Genomic DNA, 20,698 nt, shown 5'->3' with positions numbered 1-20,698 from the left:
ACTCTGCTTTCATTCGAAATATATGAAAATAAATAAATATAATAATCTTGTTTTTGCCTTGTTATTTGGGCTTGGATTATCAGCTCAGGCACAAACAAAACAATGGACACTGGAAGAATGTGTGCGATATGCATTAGATAATAATATCACCATAAAACTATCTGAGTTAGATGTTAAAAACGCAGCAATAGATAAAAAAGATGCTTTTGGAAATTATCTGCCTTCTGTAAGCGGAAATGCTCAACATTCGTGGAATATTGGTCGTAATACCAATCCGATTACCAATGCTAATACTACAGAAACGACACAGTATACACAATTAGGAGTCAGTGCTGGTGTAGATATCTACAAAGGTTTGCAAAATCAAAATATTTATAGAAGAACAAAGCTTTCTATTATAGCATCTCGATATCAATTACTTAAGATGCAGGAAGATGTCTCATTGAATGTAGCCAATGCGTTTTTGGAAATTCTTTTTAATAAAGAGAATTTAAAAGTAAGAAAAGAACAATTAGCGATTGATGAAAAACGTTTTACGCGTTCTGAAGAAATGGTTAACGCCGGAACCATACCCCGCGGAGATTTATTTGATTTAAAGGCTACAGTTGCAACTGACAAACAAAATATTATTGTTGCAGAAAATGCTTTGTTAATTTCTAAATTAAGTTTGGCTCAGTTGTTACAATTGAAAGATTTTACGGATTTTGATGTTATTGATGATACAAATGTTAAGGATGAAAATGGAATCTTATTGCAAAATCCAGTTGATATTTATAATAAGGCGAAAGAAATAAGAACAGATTTAAAAATAGCACAAACAAATCTGGAAATTGCTGAAAAAAACGTTGTCATTGCAAAAGGAGCTTATCAACCCACACTTTCAGGTTTTTATGGTTTTAATACAAGAGCAGGTTATAGTGATCAGGTTAAATTGGACGAAAATAACATTCCCTATACTACAGGTCCTGATCCAGTATTTAGACAATTTAGTGATAATAAAGGGCATAACTTTGGTTTCCAGTTAAATGTTCCAATTTTCAACGGTTTTTCAGTACGAAATAATGTTGAGCGTAATAAAGTAAGTTTAGAAAAATCTAAAATAGATTTAGAGCAAAAAAGTTTAGATTTGCAACGTAATGTTTACACAGCTTTTACAGATGCAAAAGGAGCATTAAATGCTTATGAATCTTCGACTGTGACATTAGAAGCAAGACAACAATCCTATAATTATGCGAAAGAAAAATACGATGTTGGTTTAATGAATTCATTTGATTTCACTCAGGCGCAGACATTATTGACCACCGCGCAATCTGATCTTATCAGAACAAAATATGATTACATGTTCAAAATAAAAATACTTGAGTTCTACTTTGGTATTCCAATAGTTCCGGTTATTCAAAAATAATTTAGTATGTCAAAAAAAACAATTTATTTCTTAGTCGGTGGTGCAATAGTTATTATTACTGCTTTACTAGTACTTTCAAAATCGGGAGTAATAGGAAATAAGGACGAAGGCAAAGAAGTAGAAACATCAAAAGTAATAGCTTCAACTATTATTGAAACAGTTTCAGCTACAGGAAAAATTCAACCTGAAATAGAAGTTAAAATATCTCCGGAAGTTTCAGGGGAGATTATTTTGTTAAACGTAAAAGAAGGTCAGGTTGTAAAAAAAGGTGATTTGCTGGTAAAAATAAATCCGGATTTATATACGTCAAGTTATAATCGTTCTGTTTCAAATTTATCCGGAACCAAGGCTGGCTTAACTCAATCAGAAGCTAGTTTTAAAGAAGCAAAAGCGAATTATGAGCGAAATAAAACCTTGTATGATAAAGGTGTTATTTCGAAATCTGACTGGGACAAGGCTATCGCTTCATTTGAAGTTGCTAAAGCGACTAGACAAAGTTCGTATTATAATGTTCAAAGTGCTTCTGCATCAGTAAATGAGGCAAAAGATAATTTAGGTCGTACCACAATTTATGCTCCGGCAGACGGAACTATTTCAGTATTAAATGTAGAGTTGGGTGAACGTGTTCTGGGAACGCAGCAGATGGCCGGAACAGAACTTTTAAGAGTGGCTAATCTTAACAACATGGAAGTTGAAGTAGATGTAAATGAAAATGATATTGTAAAAATAAAAATAGGTGATGAAGCAAATGTAGAAGTTGATGCTTATCTAAAGAAAAAATTTAAAGGTACTGTAACAAGTATTTCGAATTCTGCAAGTACCACTTTAACTTCAGATCAGGTGACTAATTTTAAGGTAAAGGTTAGGATTTTAAAAGAATCTTACCTGGATCTGCTGGAAGGTAAGCCTGCATCATATTCACCATTCAGACCCGGAATGACAGCAACTGTTGATATTATTACAAAAACGAAAACTAATGTTTTGGCAGTGCCAATTAGCTCTGTTGTAGTAAAATCAGATACAACAGCTGTAAAAGATTTTAAAGTTGAGGATCATCCCAATGAAGATAAAAAGATTACACCTAAAAGTGATAAAAGATTCGAATGTGTTTTCGTAAAAGTCGGGGATAAAGCAAAAATCAGAATTATAAAAACAGGTATTCAGGATGATACCAATATCGAGATAATGTCTGGATTGAAATCTGGTGATGTTGTTATTACAGGTCCTTATACGACCGTTTCTAAAGAATTAAATTCCGGAGATAAGGTAAAACTTAAAAAAGCTGAAGTTCCAAAAAAGTAAATCAATAGTATGATCATTGCATTGCATGGAGTTCCGGCAGAAATCCTTTTCAGTTTGCTTGGGGCTTTTACTTTCGTAGTTATATATTTGATATGGGTGCATTACAGTGTTTATAAGACAAAATATTATAATGATGAGTTTAGATATTTTGCAGTACAAAAAAGACTTATTATATATTTAGGCTTTTTATTAGCAAATTTATGTGTAGCATTTCTGTTATTTTGGTTATTAACCTTTATTTTTGCAACTTTAATTTTCAGATGATTTTTTAATAAAAACACTTATTACATTGTCTTTTATTCTCAATATAGAAACCGCCACCAAAAATTGTTCTGTATCCATTGCTAAAAATGGTGAAACCATTATATGCAAAGAAATTGCAGAAGAAGGCTATTCACATGCTGAAAAATTACATGTTTTTATAGAAGAAATAATCGTTGAAACGGGAATTTTAGTTCATGATTTAGCAGCAGTTGCCGTAAGTCAGGGGCCTGGGTCTTATACCGGTCTGCGAATAGGGGTTTCGGCAGCAAAAGGATTATGTTTTGCATTAAACATCCCATTGATTGCAGTAGATACTTTGCAAACTTTAGCATCTCAGGCTAAAGTTACTGAAGGGAAAATAATTTCAATGCTGGATGCCAGAAGAATGGAGGTTTACAGCGCAATTTATAATGCTGACTTAGAAATTGAAAGACGAATACTTGCAGAAGTTATTGATGAAAATTCGTTTAAGGATTTTACTGAAACAATTTATTTTGTTGGTGACTGTGCAGAAAAATGCAAGTTAGTTTTGACGAATGAAAATTTCATATTTTTAGAAGATATTAAATATCCTTCGGCTGCAGCAATGAGTAAAATCAGTTATGATAAGTATCAAAAAAGCGACACTGTAGATGTCGCTTATTTTGAACCTTATTATTTAAAAGATTTTATGATTACTCCTTCAAAAAAACAATAAGTATTTTTTATTTCTGCAGCGTATAAGGTTGAATTGCAATACCTGCTTCATCTAATGCTGTTTTGCAATTCTCCAAAGTTTCAGAAAAAACAGCTCCGTAGTTTTCGTTTTTTGCCCATGGACGAACTGCGAATTCTATAGAACTTGCCGTTAAGTTCTTTACAAAAACTTCAGGTGCCGGAGTTTTAAGAACTTTAGGGTTTTTAATTAACACGTCTAACAAAATATCCTTTGTTTTTTTGATATCAGAGTCATAAGAAACGGCAAAAGTTAAATCAGCTTTACGCTCACCCTGCATTGAATAATTAATAATATTTCCATTGGATAATGCTCCATTTGGAATAAAAACAGTTTGGTTGTTTCCCGTTATTAATTTTGTAACAAAAATTTGAATTTCTGCTACTGTAGCAACAATGCCTTGTGCTTCAATAGTATCTCCTACCTTGAAAGGCTTGAAAAGGATAATCAGCATTCCGCCGGCAAAGTTTGAAAGTGAACCTTGTAATGATAAGCCCACAGCTAAACCCATTGCTCCTAAAATAGCAACAAATGATGAAGTTGGTACTCCCAGATTTGAAATAACGGTTACGAATAATAAAATTCGTAAAGCCCATAGCAATATGTCAGCAAGAAACTTAGATAAAGTGGGGTCTAAATTTCTTTTAATCATTATGTTTCTAATGATTCTGTTTGTCAATCTGATGGCGTATAAGCCAATAAATAAAATTAAAAAAGCAGAAATTAATTTCGGTGAATAATCAATTAATAAATCAATAAATCGCGTTGCGTAATTACTGAGTTGATCTGGGTTAACATCCATGTTTTTAGATAAAAAAAACCTTCTGAAAGAGAAGGTATATTAATTTTGCAAATATAAAGATTTACTGTTGAAAAAAAGTCTTAATTCTTATAAGATATAACAGTTATTAGTCATTTTCTGTTATTGTTTTTTCGCTAATGTCTACTACTGTATCATAAGCTATTGGTTGAGTATTTTCAGTTTCTACACTCTCTTTTACGGAATCAATAATGTCATTTAGAGAGTCTGTCGTTTTTTCTACATATTGACTTAGGATATCTTTTGCCTGATCAGTAAATTCCTCAGCCTCTTCGAATATAGGTTCTGAGGTTTCTTTAATTTTAGTAAAAGTTTCCTCGAAAAAAGTTTCTGCTTTTTCAATATATGAAGTTGCAGTCGTTTCTTCGGTTTCTGTATTGGCATTTTGTGTTTGAGTACTGAGGGCGACAGAGGAATTCTTAGATTTGCCGAGTAAATTTCTTAAAAACGATGATAGTCCCATGTTTCATAAAATTAATAAGTTAAATGCAATATTAACTATTTTGCTTAAATATATAGGTTTCTTTGATAAATTACTGAAAATAAGTTAAGTATGGAGCTTAAAAAAGCGCCATAAATGACGCTTTTAAATATAAATTAATTTGTTTTTTAAGCATTTAAAGCTTCAACAGTAATTTTTTCATCATTCAACATGCTTTTTAGCATATTTTCGATACCACTTTTTAAAGTAAATGTAGAGGATGGACAACCACTGCAGGCACCCTGTAAAATCACTTTTACAACTTTGTCATTTTCATTATACGAATCAAAAGCAATATTTCCTCCATCTGCTGCAACAGCCGGCTTTACATATTCTTCCAGAATGTTAATTATTTGTTGTGATGTTACGTCTAATTTATCAAAAGCTTCATCTTTTGTAATATCATTTTTAGTAGAAGTTTCAATTAAACTTTCGTCTAAAACTGTTCCTCCATTTTCAATAAACTGTTTGATGAAAGTTCTTAGTTCAAGAGTAATTTCCTGCCAGTCATTGATGTCGTATTTAGTAACCGAAATGTAATTTTCATCAATAAAAACTTCTTTCACATATGGAAACTTAAATAATTCTTTTGCTAATGGAGAAGAAGTTGTCTGGTCTATATTTTTGTATTCAACAGCATTTTTAGTCAGCATTCTGCTTACTACAAATTTTAAGGCAGCCGGATTTGGAGTTGTTTCCCCATAAACAGTTATCGGTTGTTTTTTAGACTTGTTTTCATCTATGTTTATGATGCTACCGCCGTTATTAACAAAAGCTTCAATTTGTTCAGCAACAGCATCCTGAACATCCTCCCATTCTACAATACTGAATCTTTCTACAGCAATAAAATTCCCTGAAATATAAACTGTTTTTACGAATGGAAGATAAAATAATTGTTGAGCTAAAGGGGATGATTTTGCTTCATCGATATTTTTGAATTCAAAATTTTGATTCTGAGTTATAAAATCTTCAAATTCGAATTTTATGATCGTCGGATTTTGAGTTTCTTTTATAGTGATTTTTACCATGTCTGTATATTTTTTGTAAATTTAATAAAGTTATTTTCTACTAATGGCTATATTTGATTTTTTAATAAAATAATTAAGATTCTTTTTGTAATCAATCTTGTTAAATTTAAAAAGCATCTAATATGTTGACTTATACGAAATTGAGAATCAGAATCTTATTTGTTTTTATAATCACTTCTCTTTATTCCTATTCGCAAGAAGGGATTCCGGTATACTCTGATTATTTGTCTGATAATTATTACTTGATTCACCCCTCTATGGCTGGCGCAGCAAATTGTGCCAAAATAAGATTGACTGCCAGAAAACAATGGTTTGGTCAGGATGATTCACCCTCTTTGCAAACCTTAAGTTTTAATGGTAGAGTTGGTGAAAGGTCAGGTGCTGGTATTATCGTTTTTAATGATAAAAATGGTTATCATTCGCAAAAGGGGGTCAAACTTACGTATGCCCATCATATTATGTTTTCAAGAAGTGAACTGGATTTAAACCAGCTTTCTTTTGGTATTAGCGGAGGTTTTATTCAGAGTCAGTTGGATGAAACTGCATTTGGAGGCGTCTTTGACCCAATTGTTTTCGGATCAGTTCAAACAGATTCTTACTTCAATGTTGATGTAGGAGCTTCGTATAATTTTTTGGATTTTTATGCTCACGCGACTGTTCAAGGACTTATTGAAACCAGAAGGCAATTATATACTGATTATGAAAGTGATAATTTGAGAAAATTTCTTTTTAGCGCAGGATACGTTTTTGGAAAAACAGAAAATATTACCTGGGAGCCTTCTATTTTATTTCAATTTTTTGATAAAACGAAAGAAAAGTCTATTGATCTGAATTTGAAAGCTTATAAAAATATGGATTTTGGGAGTTTATGGGCTGCATTGTCTTACAGAAGAAGTTTTGACGGAGCAAGATACAGCGCAGGAAGCGGAGCCAATAATCAAAAATTACAGTATATAACACCTATAATTGGTCTTAATTATAAAAAATTCATGTTTGCCTATACATATTCAAACGTTACAGGCGATGTAAAATTTGATACAGGCGGTTATCATCAGATTACTCTTGGGATTAATTTGTTTTGTACCAGAGAACGATACGATTGTAAATGTCCTGCGGTTAATTAAATTTAGAATATCATGTTAATAAAAGCTGTAAACGGGAAGTCTCCCATAATTCCTGATGATTGTTATGTTGCGGAAAATGCCACTATTGTTGGCGATGTTATTTTTGGTGATTCATGTAGTGTTTGGTTCAATGCTGTGATTCGTGGCGATGTAAATTTTATTAAAATTGGGAATAAGGTCAATATTCAGGATGGTGCTATTATTCATTGTACCTATAAAAAACATCCGACAATTATTGGTAATAACGTCTCAATAGGACACAATGCGATTGTACATGGCTGTACTATTCATGACAATGTGTTGATTGGAATGGGAGCTATCGTAATGGATAATTGTGTTGTCGAAAGTAATTCGATTATTGCAGCCGGGGCAGTTTTAACACAAAACACAGTGGTAACTTCAGGAAGTATTTACGCCGGTGTTCCTGCCAAAAAAGTGAAAGATATTGATCAGTCAGATTTTGCAGGCGAAATCGAGCGTATTTCAAATAATTATGTGATGTATTCAGGCTGGTTTAAAAACGAAGATTGAATTTATAAATTGATTCTTTCGAAAAAAGCATTTTTATAGCTTTCACTAATCGGAATGCGTTTGTCGCTAATCAAAACCTTATTTTTTTGTATTGATTTTACATGCTTGATGTTGATGATGTATGACCTGTGAATTCTTGAAAAACCTTTGCTGAACAGTAGATTTTCTAATTTTATCAAGCTGATGAGTGTCAGAGTGAATTTGTTATCTGTAGTGTAGATTTTGACATAATCTTTCAATCCTTCGATAAATAATATATCCGAAAAATTCATTTTTACATTTTCATATTCGGCTCTCACGAACATAAAATCCTGCTCTAATTCAGGGACTGTTGTACTTTCCGAAATAGCCTGAACTGTTGGTGGAATTAAAATTTGTTGTGCCCTAACTACAGATTTTAAAAAGCGATGAAACGGAATTGGTTTTACCAGGTAATCAACTGCACCAAGGTTAAAACCTTCAACAGCATAATCAGAATAAGCCGTTGTAAAAATAACTAAAGGTTTTTTTTCAATGGTATTTAAAAATTCAATCCCTGAGAAATGAGGCATCTGAATATCGAGAAAAATTAAATCGACATTATTTTGATTAATAAAAGACACGGCATCAATGGCATTGTTGAAAGTGGTGATTAATTCTAATGATTCAACTTTGCTAACAAAATCTTTTAACAAATCGACTGCTAAAGGTTCGTCATCAATAATTACACATCTCATCTGTTTCGATTTAAATTTTAATAAATTGGTCAAGTCAAAAGTAGCTTTAAATGAAAGATTTACAATTTAAAATTTAGTTAAAATATTAAATTAACTAGCTTTGTTTGGTATTGATTTTAATGAATGTCAGTTTGAATTTTATCTAGTTTTAAATGTAGATGTACATGATAATATTGCTTATCTTCTTTTATCGTCAATTCGTGTGCGTTAGGATATAACAAATCTAATCTGCTTTTGATATTTACTAATCCGATGCCTGAATTTTCAGGATCTTTTTCATAGCTTTCGATAGTGTTTTCAACCCAGAAATCTAGATTATTCTCTAGAATAAAAATTTTGATCTTTACATGAGCAGCTCCTTTATAATCTGTTCCGTATTTAAAGGCATTTTCAATAAATGAAATTAATAACAAAGGTTCAATGAATTTATTTTTAGTATCGCCATGAACGTTTATAACTATGGCTTCAATATTGTTGAGCCTCAATTTTTGTAATTCAATATAATTCTGAATATAATTTATTTCTTTTTCTAAAGCCACCGTTTTATTATCTGTTTCATACAGCATATAGCGCATTAATTCAGATAATGTCACGATGGCATCAGGGACCAAATCAGATTTTTTGTGAGCCAAAGAATAGATACTGTTAAGAGAGTTAAAGAGAAAATGTGGATTAGTTTGTTTTCGTAAATAATTCAATTCAGTGTTTGTTCTATGTGTTTCGGCTATTAATTTGTTTTGTTGGTTTTGATAAAATTCCGTTAAGGTTCTAATAATTGTACTAATGGCTGTAATTAGAAGATAAAAAAAGGATGGGCCTATTTTAAAAAAAAGAGGTTGCTTATGCGAACGAATCCTACCGTCCCGAACAAACATTTTGGCTTCATCGGGCATCATTCTGGGGAACATCATCTTTTGAGGCCGCAAATGATTAAACTCAGGAAAAAAATAATTGATTCGTATAAACATAAAGAATACAATTAATACAATTACAAAGACAAAAAAGAGCCAGTATTTTTTTTCTAAAAGTAAAACAGGCACCAGATAAAAATAGTTCAGATAAAACAAAATAATTCCCGTTCCCCATTGTACATAGAAATCATTGTTGATTCTAAATGGGCTTTCATAAAATTGAATCAGTGATGTCAATATAAAGAAAGTCCATATCGTAACATGGAATAAAATTTTATTTGAATTTGTATTTTTAAGGGCACCGATATTCATTTACATTTTTATTTTTAATAAAATTAAATCATTTTTGGTTACCGATGGTGATGTATTTTGATTGAGCTTTTTTACTACTAAATCAGCCACTTTTAAAGCATCTTCCTCTGAACTAAAACTTTTGACCTCGCTAATAACCGGAATAATGGTTTGCTTGATTAGAATTTTATCTTTATGCGAAATTGTATATCCCCAGCCGGATGCGGTTTTTATAGATTCAACGTGCAAAGTTTCTTTTTCTGTACAAGCTGTCAACTGCAGGAAAAATAGAATAAAAAGCAAATTCTTCCGGAATATTCTCCGGAAGAATTTTAAATTTGGGGCATTAATTATCATCGTCATTTTGTTCTTCTAACGGTTTGAATTCCCAGGCATCATCGAAATACGTTGAGCCAATTCTTCCTAACATTAAAAAACCTCTATTGTTAATTGCAAAACCTACGGCATCAGTTCTGGCAGCTCCTTCGAGTGCAGTTCTTTCTTCCCATAAGTCAGTAGAAGGATTATATTCCCATACAGTTTTAATACCTTCACCTCCTACAACGTATCCTAATCCGTTTAAGCTGAAACTGGATGCATTTGATCGGGTTATAGCATAGTCATTATTCCAGCTGTAATCATCATCATCATCCTGATCAATATCTCGAAGTCTGGTCCAAACATCAGTTGCGGGGTTAAACTCCCAAAAATCTACCTGATTAACACTGTTATTTACACCAGTTCCTAAATAGGCTTTGTCATTTATAACAAACACTGTTGCATTACGTCTTTTATTTCCGCTAAAACCGCTAACAAGTGTCCACGTATTAGCAGAATCATCATATTGATAAAAATCTTTTAAATAATTTCCATCATAACCTGTTCCAAAATAAGCTTTTCCACCCACCTGAAAACCCACTGCTCCATAACGTGCCGATCCTGTAAAATCAGTTTTTTGTGTCCATGAATTGCTGCTTGGATCGTATTGATAAAAATCTTTCAGTTTGTTTGTTCCATCATACCCAAGACCAACGTATCCTTTTTCGTTTAATGTAAAACTAGAAGCAGAACTTCTTCCAATTCCGGTAAAATCAGCTTTTTGTTCCCAATAATCTCCATTTGAGTTGTAGGCCCATAAATCTTTTAAATATTCGTCTCCAGTATACCCAGTAGCAATATAAGCATAATCTCCAATAATAAAACTGGTTGCACTAGATCGAGCCGGCCCATCAAATGATGATTTTTTAATCCAGTTTCCTACTAATTCATCATCTTCGTCATCATTACTGCAGCCTATAAAAAACAGACTTGAAAATAGTGCCGCGAATAATATTCCTTTTTTTAAATTATTCATAGTGTTTAAATTTATTTATTGTTTGTATTTGATCCCAATGCTTAAAATGTAACCGTTGCCGGTATTAAAATCATATAATTTATGATTGTTTTCGTCCAAAAGATTATATTTTTTGTCGAAGTCATAACCAGCTTTAAAATTTATGAACCAGTTTTTATCCATATTCCTTTCATATTCTAGTGCAGTTGTCATTTGGGAAGTGCTTATTTTTGCTGCCGTAGTGTATAAACCAACAGATTCATCCAGATTGTAAAAACTACCATTATAGCTATTACTCAAACTAAATTGGTTTCGTTCATTATTAGAATAAGTAAGTTTAGAATCCGGAAAGCCTATTATTAAGCTGCTTTGATTGTTTATTTTTCCAGAAAATGATATTGTAGGTATGAATTTGGGTGAACCGAAAACTGTTGATCTCTCAAAACCAATGTTTAAAGCTATTTTTGAATTTAATTGTTGATTCAATTGAAAACTTCCTAAAACACTTGCATCTGAAATACCCAAATTTTGTTGAAAATTAATTGTTGGTGTAATGACTAAATTTAATTTGGTAGCATCAGAAACTTTATGTGAAATTTTAAATTCGTTTTGAATTCGATTAAACTGATTCAGATTTTCAAAAGATTCATAAGCCCTGGCGTCGTATTTAATTGTAAGATTTGTGTATTCCAGTTTATTTGTAATTTCATTTTTATCGTTTAATTTTTTGGAAACAGATATAACGCTATTTACTTCATTAAAAGTAATTTCTTCTGTTGGTTCATTCTTTAAATTAAAATCGACACAAAGATTTTGTTGTGCCTTAATACTTAAAGTACAAACTAAAAACACCAACCAAACTAAAACCTTTATTTTCATTACTTCTTTAATTAGTCCAAAAGTAATGGGCAGCCTGTCTTAAAAAAAAGAAGATATATGTATGGTTGTTTTTGGTAGACGAAATGGCAATTTTTAAGGCTCAATAGGGTATTGATCTTTTAAAACCCGTTGTAGATGATTTTGTACTATCTATAGGCTAAAAATGCTGAATTGTATATGTTATAGTGTTCTCCAGAAATGTGCCTTTTATATTTGTTCAAAAAATTGGATTATGTATAAGTTTATATTGATGTTGTTTTTTGGCTTCGCAATAGTTTCATGTGGCACAGATACAGATGCAGGGGAATTCGTAGTTGGATCTGATTATCTGGCAGTAAACAACAAGGTAATTTTAATCGATACTGTAACGGTCGAAATGGCGACCATAAATTTCGATTCTCTTATTACGTCTAATCAAAGCAAAATTTTGGTTGGAAACTATGATGATCCTCTTTTTGGTAAGGTAAAATCAAACAGTTATTTTCAATTGGCTTCAGATTCGTATAGTTTAGCCAGTAGTTCATCTGATACAGAAGCAACAAATTATGTTTTCGATTCTATTTCCATGATTTTAAAATATGATAATTATTATTATGGAGATACAACCAAAGTACAAACATTTAATATTCATCGATTAATTCAGAAAGTGAAACCGAATACGGACGATGATTCTTTTTATAATAATTCATCTTTAAATTATAGTCCGGAGAGTTTAGGAACCATTTCCTATAAGCCCAGACCACTGGAAAAAGATTCGATCAATATTAAAATGGATGTTGCTTTTGGACAGGCACTTTTTCAAAAATTTAAGCAAAGAGAGATTACAGATTTTGACAGTTTTACAGAATATTTGAAAGGGTTCGTACTTGTTCCGTCAACTGAAAATTCTTCAAGTGTAATTGGATTTGCTTTAACCAGCAAAGTACGGCTTTATTACTCTAAAAGTTTAAGCGATACCGAAACGTCGTATATTAAAGATTTTACTTTTTTGGATCCTACTAAACAATTCAATGCCATTTCGCTGGATAAAACCGGTACTTTAATTCAGAATTTGCCAGCTTCAAACAGTAAGTTGTCCAGTTTGCTGACCAATAATCAAAGTTATATTCAGTCTGGAACCGGTTTGGCTTGCCGAATTGATTTTCCAAACATAAAACAGCTTAAGTACATATCAGATAAAGGTGCAATTGTTGATGCCCAATTGATTGTAAAACCAGTTAATAATACGTATTCTGAAAAGTATCCTTTGGCTGATTCATTGCGGGTATATGTTGCAGATAAATTAAACAGGATTAGCAGTACTTTAAATAGCTCCTCAGGTACCGCGCTATACGCTACGCTAAACAAGGAAAGTGATGAGTTTAATGAAAATGTACAATACTCATTATCACTTGGGAATTTTTTGCAGAAAGAAATGCTTAAACAATCAGATTCCAGATCATCGCTGGTTTTTGTTTTGCCAAATATTAATAAAGGCGTAAACAGGCTTGTATTAGGTGATCAAAAGCATGTGAATAATAAAATTCAATTGAAAATTTATTACCTCTCTTATTAAATGAAAAATAAAATCGCCTTTTTAAGTTGCTTCATTTTAATGTATGTAACCTCATTTTCGCAAAGTATTTCCAGTTCTCCTTATTCATTATATGGTTTAGGAAGTATATATGAAGCAGATTATGGTTCAATTCCTTCAATTGGCTCTTCCGGAATTGCACTTCCATCAGATACTTTTATTAACAACCTCAATCCCGCTTCATTAGGTTATGTGCCACTCAATCATTTTATGTTTGAAATTGGAGGAAAAGCGATTGGAACAACCTTTCAGAGTAGTTCTAAAACAGAAAAGCGTAATAATTTTCAGTTTTCGCATATTGCTTTTGCATTCCCGATAACTAAAAAATCTGCTTTTAGTATTGCTTTGCGCCCATATTCGAGTGCTTCATTCAAAATTTCAGATTTAAAATTGCCTATTTCAAATACTTCGGAATATTATACTTTGAACGCAGAGGGATCTGGTGGATTAAATAATTTTGATTTTTCATACGGTTATCGTTTAAGTAAAAAATTAGCAATGGGAGTGACGGGAACTGTGCTTTTTGGAAATACTACAGATGAAAGAAGTTATCTAATTTCAAATTCATTAACAACAATCAATAAAAAAACAGATTATAGCGGTTTACGTGCAACTTTAGGAGCTCAATATAAAATTGACTCTACTTTTACTATTGCTTCGACTTTTAAAGTGCCAAGTCAAATAAAAGCATCTAAAGTTCAGACTGTAGAAAATATAAGCAATTCAAATGAAAGCGTTATAGAATCTGATGTAGCTTCTGATGCCGATGATTATTATATGCCTTTAGAAATTGGTTTTGGAATCAGCAAACGATTCAAAAACAATTTAATTATGACTCTTGATTACGAAAAAAGTCTTTGGAGCGATACAAACCAATCAGAATTATATGGTGATTTTGTAAACCAAGATCGCTTTGCCTTGGGGTTTAGTTTTAGAAAAAATAAAGATATTAGAAGTTATTGGGATAGAGTTCAATATGGAACTGGGGTGAATTTTGACACAGGTTATCTCGAAGTTGATGGGAAAAGAGTCAATAATGCTGCAATTTCTATTGGAGTTACTTTACCTGTCGACAATACTTTTTCGGCTCTTAATATTTCGTATTCATACGGACAAAAAGGCAAGATTGGCGATGGGTTGATAAAGGAAAATTATCATAAATTATCGCTTAATTTATCATTAGACGGAATTTGGTTCGTTAAACGAAAAATAGAATAATTAGCTTAAAAATCCTTTTGGATCACGTTGTATTTATTATTTAAAATTGATTTTAAAACAGCCGGACCTGAATTGATATAAAACACAGGTTCACTTTTTTCAGCATTAGAAAAACCTACTTTTTCACGCAAAATATTTTTGGTCTGCCTGGCTACTGCTTCCCCTGAATCTATGATTTGAATGTGTTCGGGAAGAATTTTTTTAATTTGTGAAATTAAATATGGATAATGACTACATCCTAAAACCAAATAATCAATATTGGCTTCAATCATAGGCTGTAAATAAGTCTCTAATAACCGGGTCATTTCCGGAGAATTCAGATTGCCGTCTTCGATAAGCTGAACCAATCCATAACCAACTTGCTCTATGATTTTTGTGTCATGAAACATTTCAGCAGTCTTGTTAAACAACTCACTATTCAGGGTTCCTTTAGTGGCTAAAATGCCTATAACCTGTGTTTTAGAATTATGTGCAGCAGGTTTTATGGCAGGTTCAATTCCTATAAAAGGGATGTCATATTCCGCACGAAGTTCCTGAATGGCATTTGTAGTAGCTGTATTGCAGGCTACAACAATTAATTTACAGTTGTTCTCAATTAAAAAATCTACGTTTTTTCTACTTAAAGCAACAATTTCTTCTTTGGTTTTTTGACCATAAGGAGCATTTTTACTATCTGCTAAATATATGGTTTTTTCGTTCGGAAGTAATTCGTGAATAGCGCTCCATATTGAAGTTCCTCCAATTCCGGAATCAAAAACGCCTATAGGATTATTGTTCGTCATAAAATAAAGTAATATTTTTTGAGAATCTAAATTCGTACTTTTTATTGGATTTTAAGTTAAATAAATTAGAAAATTAATCGAATGTGAGTCTTTTTTAGGTTCATATTTTTCAATTTCAAAACCAGATTTTAAAAAATAAAAAATTCCAATTTTTGCAGACTAAGAGCAGGCACTTTTTTGTCTAACAGAAACAATTTATCTAATTTGGTAAAGGATTTTCAGTTTTGATCGTATAAGGTCAAATATGGATGGTTTTACGATTAATGGAGGCGTAAAATAAAATTATAAAAACAAAAATGGCTCAACTTAAGTTGAGCCATTTTTGTAATAACAAATTTGTTTCTTAGAATCCTAAATCTTTTTTAACATCAGCAGTAATGTTTGGACCATCTGCCAATAAAAGTGTTGAACCGTCTAATACGTATTGGAAACCTTTAGCTTTTCCAACTTTTTGGATTGAAGCTCTTACTTTTTCCATTAAAGGTTTTACGATATCAGTTTCTTTTTGTTGCAATTCTTTTTGAGCATTGTCTCTGTAATCACCAATTCTCTTTTGCATATCCTGAACTTCTTTAGAGCGTTCAGCATTTACTGCTTCAGTAGCAGTAGCAGCTTCTTGTTCATACTTTTTAATTTTTGTCTGATACTCTTCAATCATTTTTTTGTATTCAGCATCGTATGTTCCACTTAATTTTTGTAATTGAGTTTGAGCATCAAGCATGGCTGGCATTTTCGACATAATCTCGCTAACATCAACATGGGCCGTTTTAGCCTGCGCATTCATTGTATTGTTTGCAGTCAAAATAAGCACTGCAGCAATTAGTAAAGTTTTGATTTGTTTCATCATTTTAAAATATTAATTAATTATTGGTCGTATTTGTTTTTTGTGCCTCGGCTTCTTTAGCTTTTTTAGCCGCTTCTCTTTCTTCTAAAATTTTCTTCTTTTTTTCTTCTAACTCTTTTTTACGCTGTTCGTAAAGTTTCTGTCTTTCTTCTGCCTTATTAACTGCAGGCTCAGTAGTTGTTGTCGCTTCAGCTGGAGTTGTTGTTGCAGGTTTAGCTGTTGTGTCAGTTTTTGCTGTTCCTGTTGTATTAGCAGTTTCAGAAACCGTGCCATTTTTTTTGGCTGCCTTTTCAGCTGCTATAGCATTTCTTTTATCTTCGTATTCTTTTCTTTTAGCTTCTTGTTCTAATTTTCTATCCTGAACTAATTTTTCCCTTGCTGCTTTTCTTGCATCTAAAGCCTTCTGTCTATCTGCCATTGCCGGATTTTCGTCAATCTCGTTTTCAATGTTTTCTTTGGCCTCTTGCTCTTTTAATTGTTTTTTAGTGAGTTGTTCTCTCTTTTCTGTTCTATTTAAAATACGTATAACCTGGTCACTTATATCAAATCTTTTTGCTGAAAAAAGCATAGTCAAATCAGATGATTTGTCAAAAATAAAATCGTAATTTTTTGCTTCTGCAATATCCTGAACTGCGGTAAAGACCTGATCTTGGATTGGTTTTGCCAAAGCTGCTTTTTGACGCATTAAATTTCCGTCAACTCCAAATTGCTTTTGTTGGTATTCCAGCATTTCATTTTCAAGAAATTTAATTTCGGTTTCCCTTTCCTCAATAAGTTCTTTTGTAAGTAATGCTTTTTCGGTTTTAAGGTTTTCTTTTAATTTGTTTATTTCTAATTTTTTAATTTCGATTTCCTGCTTCCATTTAGTCGCTTTTAACTCTAATTGAGATTTAGATTCTTTGTAATCTGAAACATTTTCTAAAATATATTCCATATCGATATAGCCAATTCTAGTCGATCTTGTTTGTGCCTCATTTGTGTTTGCTGCAATCAAAGCTAAAAATATAAATAAAAATTGTTTTCTCATACGATAGGTTTTTGTCTAAATTTTAACCAAATATCATCTTTTTAAAATTGTTGTCCAATAATAAAGTGAATTTCCTGACCATGAGCTTTGGTTTCACCTGGCTGAGCATCAAAACCATAACCAAAATCAATACCCAATAATCCAAATGCTGGCATAAATACACGTAGTCCAAAACCGGCTGAACGATACAAATCAAATGGGTTATAATTTTTAAATCCATCATATGATGCACCTGCTTCTAAAAACGTTAAAGCATAAATAGATGCTGATGGTTTTAATGTAATAGGATAACGTAATTCCATTGAGAATTTGTTATAAATGGTTGCTCCTACTTGCTGTCCATATCTGGAATCTGTTTTGTCAGTAATAATTGGAGTCAAAGAGTTGTTCTCATATCCTCTTAATCCAACTGTTTCCCTGCCATCCATAGAATAGTTAGCCATACCGTCTCCACCTAAATAAAAACGTTCAAAAGGTACAACACCTCTATCTGCATTATAGGCTCCCATGAAACCAAATTCAGTTAATGTTCTTAAAACTAATTTTCCATATACTTTATTATACCAATCTGCTTTAAATTTAATTTTATAATATTCAAGCCAGTTGTATTTTTCCTGATCTACTTTTGCAGGATCAGCTGCTGCTTCCTCTGGAGTACTTACTACATTTCCAGCAGAATCTAAATAACTGTTTTTAGGAATTGTAACTTGGCCAGTAGCATCTGTTTGATCGGCAGTAGTTTTTCGTTTATATTCTTCTTTTTCTCCTAATGATGAATAATCTATACCATTAAACAATGAATAAGGAGGTGTTATTTTTGCTGAAACGCTAAATTCTGAACCATATGTCGGAAATATAGGATTCACTCCTTTATTACTTCTCGTAAGACCAATTGTATAGGCTAAATTTCTTGAAGTTCCATTACCAAAAGTAAAAAGTCCTGTGAAATAATTATTCAAATCATAATGTTGGTAACTTACAGATTGAGATAATACGAAATAATCATCTGGTACACTCAGCCTTTTAGCAAGTCCAAGCTGTAAAGTCAGGATGTTAAAGCTTTGGCTTTTATCTACATTACGACCATAGCTGTAATTAAATTGTTTACTATATGAAATAGATGAACTAAATTGTACTGGTTTTTTTCCTCCAAACCAAGGTTCTGAAAATGATACACTATAAGTTTGGAAATAGGTACTTCCTTGTAAACGAAGGGATACTTTTTGGCCATCTCCCATAGGCAAAGGTTTGTAAGCTTCCTTATTAAACAGGTTTCTTGCCGAAAAGTTATTAAAAGATAATCCTAAGGTTCCTATGAAACCTCCACCACCATAACCACCTTGTAACTCTACTTGGCTAGAACCTTTTTCAACCAAATTGTATTCGATATCTACTGTTCCTGATGCGGCATCTACATTTTTAAATTTAGGATCAATTGCTTCAGGATCAAAAAATCCTAATTGTCCTATTTCACGAATGGTTCTTACTAATAGTTCTTTACTATATTTTTCACCAGGTTTTGTTCTTAGTTCACGATAAATAACACGATCGTTTGTTTTATCGTTTCCAACGACTGATATTTTGTTGAAATAAGCAATTGGTCCTTCTGTAATCCTAATTTCAAAATCAATGGTGTCATTAGCAGTTTTTACCTCAACAGCATTAATATTTGAAAACAAATATCCATTGTTTTGGTATAAGTTAGTAATGTCCTCACCATCTGGTTTAGTCTTATCTGCGATTCTTTTTTCTAATAAAACTCCGTTGTATGTTTCTCCTTTTTTGATTCCTAAATAACGATTAAGTTGTTGATCAGAATAAACGGTATTTCCTAAAAATTTAATATTTCCGAAGTAATATTTGTTTCCTTCTTCTAAATTAATTTTAATGGCAAGCATGTTCTTTTCTTTATTATAGGTGACAGAGTCATATATAATACGTGCATCACGATATCCTTTTTCTTTATAGGTTGCAATAACTTTTTCTAAGTCAGTCTTGTATTTTTCAGGAATAAATTTTGAAGCTTTCAGTACACGAAGGATATTTCTTTGTTTGGTATCTTTCATAGCGCTTCTCAACTTACTGTCTGTGAATTGTTTGTTGCCTATGAAGTCTATACTGCTAATCTTAACCTTATCTCCTTTGTCTACACGAACGAGCATATTAACATTGTTGCCTGCAGTAGTGTCAGGAGTAGTTGTAATAGTAACTTTTGTTCTATAAAATCCTTCTTTTTTGTATTTGTTTTCGATGTAATTTTTTGTAGTAGTGATTAAATTTTCATTTACAATCTTGCTCTTTGTCAGATTGTTATCTTTTATTAATCCTTCGACTTTACTCTTTTTAATACCAACAAATTTTACTTCATTTAATTTCGGAAGCTCAACTATATTTAAGTCTAAATAGATACTGTCATTTTCTACCTTATTTACGTAAAAAGTTATTTCATCAAAAAGACCAAGTTTTCCTAATTTTTTGATTGCACCACTAATTTCTTCACCAGGAACAGTGATTTCCTGACCTTTTTGCAGACCTGAAAATGTTACAACGGTTTGTTCATTGAAGCTTATTTTACCAACAACAGAGACTTTTGCAAGAATGTATTTTTTTCCCTGATCAAAAGGAATTCTTTCTTGTGCTTTAATTTGAGAAAAACTACCCAAAATAAACAGGGTAAGTACTATTTGTATTCTTTTTTTTAACACTAAAATATTATTTAATTTGTTCACTGGTTTTTCCAAATCTACGTTCTCTTTTTTGATAACTAATGATAGCCTCATATAAATGTTGTTCTTTAAAGTCTGGCCAGAGTACCTCAGTAAAATATAATTCTGCATAGGCAATTTGCCATAGCAGAAAATTACTTATTCTGTGTTCTCCACTTGTTCGTATTAATAAATCTACGTCAGGTAAATTTTGCGTGTAAAGATGCTCATTTATAATTGAATCGTCAATAGTGTCTAATGAAATTATATTATTTTTAACTTTATCACTGATGATTCTTACGGCATTTACTAATTCTTCTCTTGATCCGTAACTTAAGGCTAAAGTTAGTGTTAAACGGGTGTTGTTTTTTGTTTTATCGATGACATCCAATAATTCTTTTTGAGCAGATTTTGGTAACTTATCAAGATTTCCAATAGCATTAAGTTTGATATTGTTTTCTTGTAAAGTAGTAAGCTCTTTTCTTAATGAATTTACAAGTATTTTCATCAATGCTTGTACTTCTAATTTTGGGCGATTCCAGTTTTCTGTAGAAAAAGCATATAAAGTTAGAAACCCAATACCAAGTTTAGCACATGTTTTAATGGTTTCTTTGACTGATTTGGTGCCATTTTCATGACCAAAAGCACGAAGAAAGCCTTGTTGTTTTGCCCAACGACCATTTCCGTCCATAATAATGGCAAGATGTTGGGGTAAGTTTGTTTTATCTATGGATTCTAATAAATTCATT

Annotated in this window: 20 protein-coding genes; 7 read left to right on the top strand and 13 right to left on the bottom strand. The window is 31.9% G+C overall.

Features of this window, described 5'->3' with window-relative positions:
* Positions 1–22: 22 nt before the first annotated feature.
* The 3 genes from FLACHUCJ7_RS06730 (at position 23) to tsaB (ending at position 3,668) form a co-directional block, all read left to right on the top strand.
* A complete protein-coding gene (locus tag FLACHUCJ7_RS06730; protein WP_180908372.1) occupies positions 23–1,405 on the top strand; it encodes a TolC family protein in 1,383 nt (460 codons plus the stop codon).
* A gap of 6 nt (positions 1,406–1,411) precedes the next feature.
* On the top strand, positions 1,412–2,707 hold the full coding sequence (locus tag FLACHUCJ7_RS06725) for an efflux RND transporter periplasmic adaptor subunit (RefSeq protein WP_180908371.1): 1,296 nt from the start codon (positions 1,412–1,414) through the stop codon (positions 2,705–2,707).
* A 289-nt stretch (positions 2,708–2,996) separates the two neighbouring features.
* A complete protein-coding gene (gene tsaB, locus FLACHUCJ7_RS06720; protein WP_078227278.1) occupies positions 2,997–3,668 on the top strand; it encodes a tRNA (adenosine(37)-N6)-threonylcarbamoyltransferase complex dimerization subunit type 1 TsaB in 672 nt (223 codons plus the stop codon).
* A 7-nt stretch (positions 3,669–3,675) separates the two neighbouring features.
* Here the strand turns inward: tsaB and FLACHUCJ7_RS06715 are convergent, their stop codons facing one another.
* The 3 genes from FLACHUCJ7_RS06715 to FLACHUCJ7_RS06705 all read right to left on the bottom strand — a co-directional run bounded on the left by FLACHUCJ7_RS06715 (position 3,676) and on the right by FLACHUCJ7_RS06705 (position 6,015).
* Positions 3,676–4,488 carry a mechanosensitive ion channel family protein gene (locus FLACHUCJ7_RS06715; protein WP_180908370.1) on the bottom strand — a complete coding sequence of 271 codons (813 nt, stop codon included), beginning with the start codon at positions 4,486–4,488 and terminating at the stop codon, positions 3,676–3,678.
* Positions 4,489–4,594: 106 nt separating this feature from the next.
* A complete protein-coding gene (locus FLACHUCJ7_RS06710; protein ID WP_078227280.1) occupies positions 4,595–4,969 on the bottom strand; it encodes a YtxH domain-containing protein in 375 nt (124 codons plus the stop codon).
* Between the two features lie 146 nt (positions 4,970–5,115).
* Positions 5,116–6,015, bottom strand: a complete 900-nt coding sequence (locus FLACHUCJ7_RS06705; protein WP_180908369.1) for a NifU family protein — start codon at positions 6,013–6,015, stop codon at positions 5,116–5,118.
* A gap of 122 nt (positions 6,016–6,137) precedes the next feature.
* Here FLACHUCJ7_RS06705 and FLACHUCJ7_RS06700 point away from each other — a divergent pair, with 122 nt between their 5' ends.
* Together FLACHUCJ7_RS06700 and FLACHUCJ7_RS06695 are read left to right on the top strand one after the other, a co-directional pair.
* A complete protein-coding gene (locus tag FLACHUCJ7_RS06700) occupies positions 6,138–7,139 on the top strand; it encodes a PorP/SprF family type IX secretion system membrane protein (RefSeq protein WP_180908368.1) in 1,002 nt (333 codons plus the stop codon).
* Positions 7,140–7,151: 12 nt separating this feature from the next.
* Entirely contained in the window at positions 7,152–7,670 is a 519-nt protein-coding gene (locus tag FLACHUCJ7_RS06695) for a gamma carbonic anhydrase family protein (protein ID WP_078227283.1), read from the top strand.
* Between the two features lie 2 nt (positions 7,671–7,672).
* Here the strand turns inward: FLACHUCJ7_RS06695 and FLACHUCJ7_RS06690 are convergent, their stop codons facing one another.
* The 5 genes from FLACHUCJ7_RS06690 to FLACHUCJ7_RS06670 form a co-directional block, all read right to left on the bottom strand.
* A complete protein-coding gene (locus FLACHUCJ7_RS06690) occupies positions 7,673–8,386 on the bottom strand; it encodes a LytR/AlgR family response regulator transcription factor (protein ID WP_078227284.1) in 714 nt (237 codons plus the stop codon).
* A gap of 116 nt (positions 8,387–8,502) precedes the next feature.
* Complete coding sequence (locus tag FLACHUCJ7_RS06685) at positions 8,503–9,609, bottom strand: sensor histidine kinase (RefSeq protein WP_078227285.1); 1,107 nt, start codon at positions 9,607–9,609, stop codon at positions 8,503–8,505.
* Entirely contained in the window at positions 9,610–9,864 is a 255-nt protein-coding gene (locus FLACHUCJ7_RS06680) for a DUF4907 domain-containing protein (RefSeq protein WP_223255418.1), read from the bottom strand.
* A 70-nt stretch (positions 9,865–9,934) separates the two neighbouring features.
* On the bottom strand, positions 9,935–10,942 hold the full coding sequence (locus tag FLACHUCJ7_RS06675; protein WP_031454460.1) for a Kelch repeat-containing protein: 1,008 nt from the start codon (positions 10,940–10,942) through the stop codon (positions 9,935–9,937).
* A gap of 15 nt (positions 10,943–10,957) precedes the next feature.
* Complete coding sequence (locus tag FLACHUCJ7_RS06670) at positions 10,958–11,800, bottom strand: DUF6268 family outer membrane beta-barrel protein (RefSeq protein WP_078227287.1); 843 nt, start codon at positions 11,798–11,800, stop codon at positions 10,958–10,960.
* A 232-nt stretch (positions 11,801–12,032) separates the two neighbouring features.
* On the opposite strand from FLACHUCJ7_RS06670, the gene FLACHUCJ7_RS06665 reads away from it, so the two are divergent.
* Entirely contained in the window at positions 12,033–13,355 is a 1,323-nt protein-coding gene (locus tag FLACHUCJ7_RS06665) for a DUF4270 family protein (RefSeq protein ID WP_031454462.1), read from the top strand.
* On the top strand, positions 13,356–14,591 hold the full coding sequence (locus FLACHUCJ7_RS06660) for a PorV/PorQ family protein (RefSeq protein ID WP_078227289.1): 1,236 nt from the start codon (positions 13,356–13,358) through the stop codon (positions 14,589–14,591).
* Positions 14,592–14,596: 5 nt separating this feature from the next.
* Here FLACHUCJ7_RS06660 and murI read toward each other — a convergent pair whose 3' ends face one another.
* The 5 genes from murI to FLACHUCJ7_RS06635 form a co-directional block, all read right to left on the bottom strand.
* Positions 14,597–15,373: a glutamate racemase gene (gene murI / locus FLACHUCJ7_RS06655; protein ID WP_031454464.1), complete on the bottom strand. Its 777-nt coding sequence runs from the start codon at positions 15,371–15,373 to the stop codon at positions 14,597–14,599.
* A 343-nt stretch (positions 15,374–15,716) separates the two neighbouring features.
* Positions 15,717–16,220 carry an OmpH family outer membrane protein gene (locus tag FLACHUCJ7_RS06650; RefSeq protein WP_180908367.1) on the bottom strand — a complete coding sequence of 168 codons (504 nt, stop codon included), beginning with the start codon at positions 16,218–16,220 and terminating at the stop codon, positions 15,717–15,719.
* A 13-nt stretch (positions 16,221–16,233) separates the two neighbouring features.
* Positions 16,234–17,244, bottom strand: coding sequence for an OmpH family outer membrane protein (locus tag FLACHUCJ7_RS06645; protein ID WP_180908366.1), 1,011 nt, complete (start codon positions 17,242–17,244; stop codon positions 16,234–16,236).
* Positions 17,245–17,285: 41 nt separating this feature from the next.
* Positions 17,286–20,024: a BamA/OMP85 family outer membrane protein gene (locus FLACHUCJ7_RS06640; protein WP_078227292.1), complete on the bottom strand. Its 2,739-nt coding sequence runs from the start codon at positions 20,022–20,024 to the stop codon at positions 17,286–17,288.
* Positions 19,957–20,697, bottom strand: a complete 741-nt coding sequence (locus tag FLACHUCJ7_RS06635) for an isoprenyl transferase (protein WP_180908365.1) — start codon at positions 20,695–20,697, stop codon at positions 19,957–19,959. The genes FLACHUCJ7_RS06640 and FLACHUCJ7_RS06635 overlap by 68 nt, the downstream gene beginning before the upstream one ends.
* Position 20,698 lies beyond the last annotated feature (1 nt).

Source organism: Flavobacterium salmonis, from assembly GCF_903819435.1.
Lineage (GTDB): Bacteria > Bacteroidota > Bacteroidia > Flavobacteriales > Flavobacteriaceae > Flavobacterium > Flavobacterium chungangense.
Note: the sequence above shows the minus strand (reverse complement) of the source record. Positions and strands in the feature narration are given on the sequence as shown.

Bases quoted from the DNA above. Each gene is read 5' to 3' on its own strand.
- FLACHUCJ7_RS06730 (WP_180908372.1), top strand. From the start codon at position 23: ATGAAAATAAATAAATATAATAATCTTGTTTTTGCCTTGTTATTTGGG.
- FLACHUCJ7_RS06725 (WP_180908371.1), top strand. From the start codon at position 1,412: ATGTCAAAAAAAACAATTTATTTCTTAGTCGGTGGTGCAATAGTTATT.
- FLACHUCJ7_RS06715 (WP_180908370.1), bottom strand. From the start codon at position 4,488: ATGGATGTTAACCCAGATCAACTCAGTAATTACGCAACGCGATTTATT.
- FLACHUCJ7_RS06710 (WP_078227280.1), bottom strand. From the start codon at position 4,969: ATGGGACTATCATCGTTTTTAAGAAATTTACTCGGCAAATCTAAGAAT.
- FLACHUCJ7_RS06705 (WP_180908369.1), bottom strand. From the start codon at position 6,015: ATGGTAAAAATCACTATAAAAGAAACTCAAAATCCGACGATCATAAAA.
- FLACHUCJ7_RS06700 (WP_180908368.1), top strand. From the start codon at position 6,138: ATGTTGACTTATACGAAATTGAGAATCAGAATCTTATTTGTTTTTATA.
- FLACHUCJ7_RS06695 (WP_078227283.1), top strand. From the start codon at position 7,152: ATGTTAATAAAAGCTGTAAACGGGAAGTCTCCCATAATTCCTGATGAT.
- FLACHUCJ7_RS06690 (WP_078227284.1), bottom strand. From the start codon at position 8,386: ATGAGATGTGTAATTATTGATGACGAACCTTTAGCAGTCGATTTGTTA.
- FLACHUCJ7_RS06685 (WP_078227285.1), bottom strand. From the start codon at position 9,609: ATGAATATCGGTGCCCTTAAAAATACAAATTCAAATAAAATTTTATTC.
- FLACHUCJ7_RS06675 (WP_031454460.1), bottom strand. From the start codon at position 10,942: ATGAATAATTTAAAAAAAGGAATATTATTCGCGGCACTATTTTCAAGT.
- FLACHUCJ7_RS06670 (WP_078227287.1), bottom strand. From the start codon at position 11,800: ATGAAAATAAAGGTTTTAGTTTGGTTGGTGTTTTTAGTTTGTACTTTA.
- FLACHUCJ7_RS06665 (WP_031454462.1), top strand. From the start codon at position 12,033: ATGTATAAGTTTATATTGATGTTGTTTTTTGGCTTCGCAATAGTTTCA.
- FLACHUCJ7_RS06660 (WP_078227289.1), top strand. From the start codon at position 13,356: ATGAAAAATAAAATCGCCTTTTTAAGTTGCTTCATTTTAATGTATGTA.
- murI (WP_031454464.1), bottom strand. From the start codon at position 15,373: ATGACGAACAATAATCCTATAGGCGTTTTTGATTCCGGAATTGGAGGA.
- FLACHUCJ7_RS06650 (WP_180908367.1), bottom strand. From the start codon at position 16,220: ATGATGAAACAAATCAAAACTTTACTAATTGCTGCAGTGCTTATTTTG.
- FLACHUCJ7_RS06645 (WP_180908366.1), bottom strand. From the start codon at position 17,244: ATGAGAAAACAATTTTTATTTATATTTTTAGCTTTGATTGCAGCAAAC.
- FLACHUCJ7_RS06640 (WP_078227292.1), bottom strand. From the start codon at position 20,024: ATGAGGCTATCATTAGTTATCAAAAAAGAGAACGTAGATTTGGAAAAA.
- FLACHUCJ7_RS06635 (WP_180908365.1), bottom strand. From the start codon at position 20,697: ATGAATTTATTAGAATCCATAGATAAAACAAACTTACCCCAACATCTT.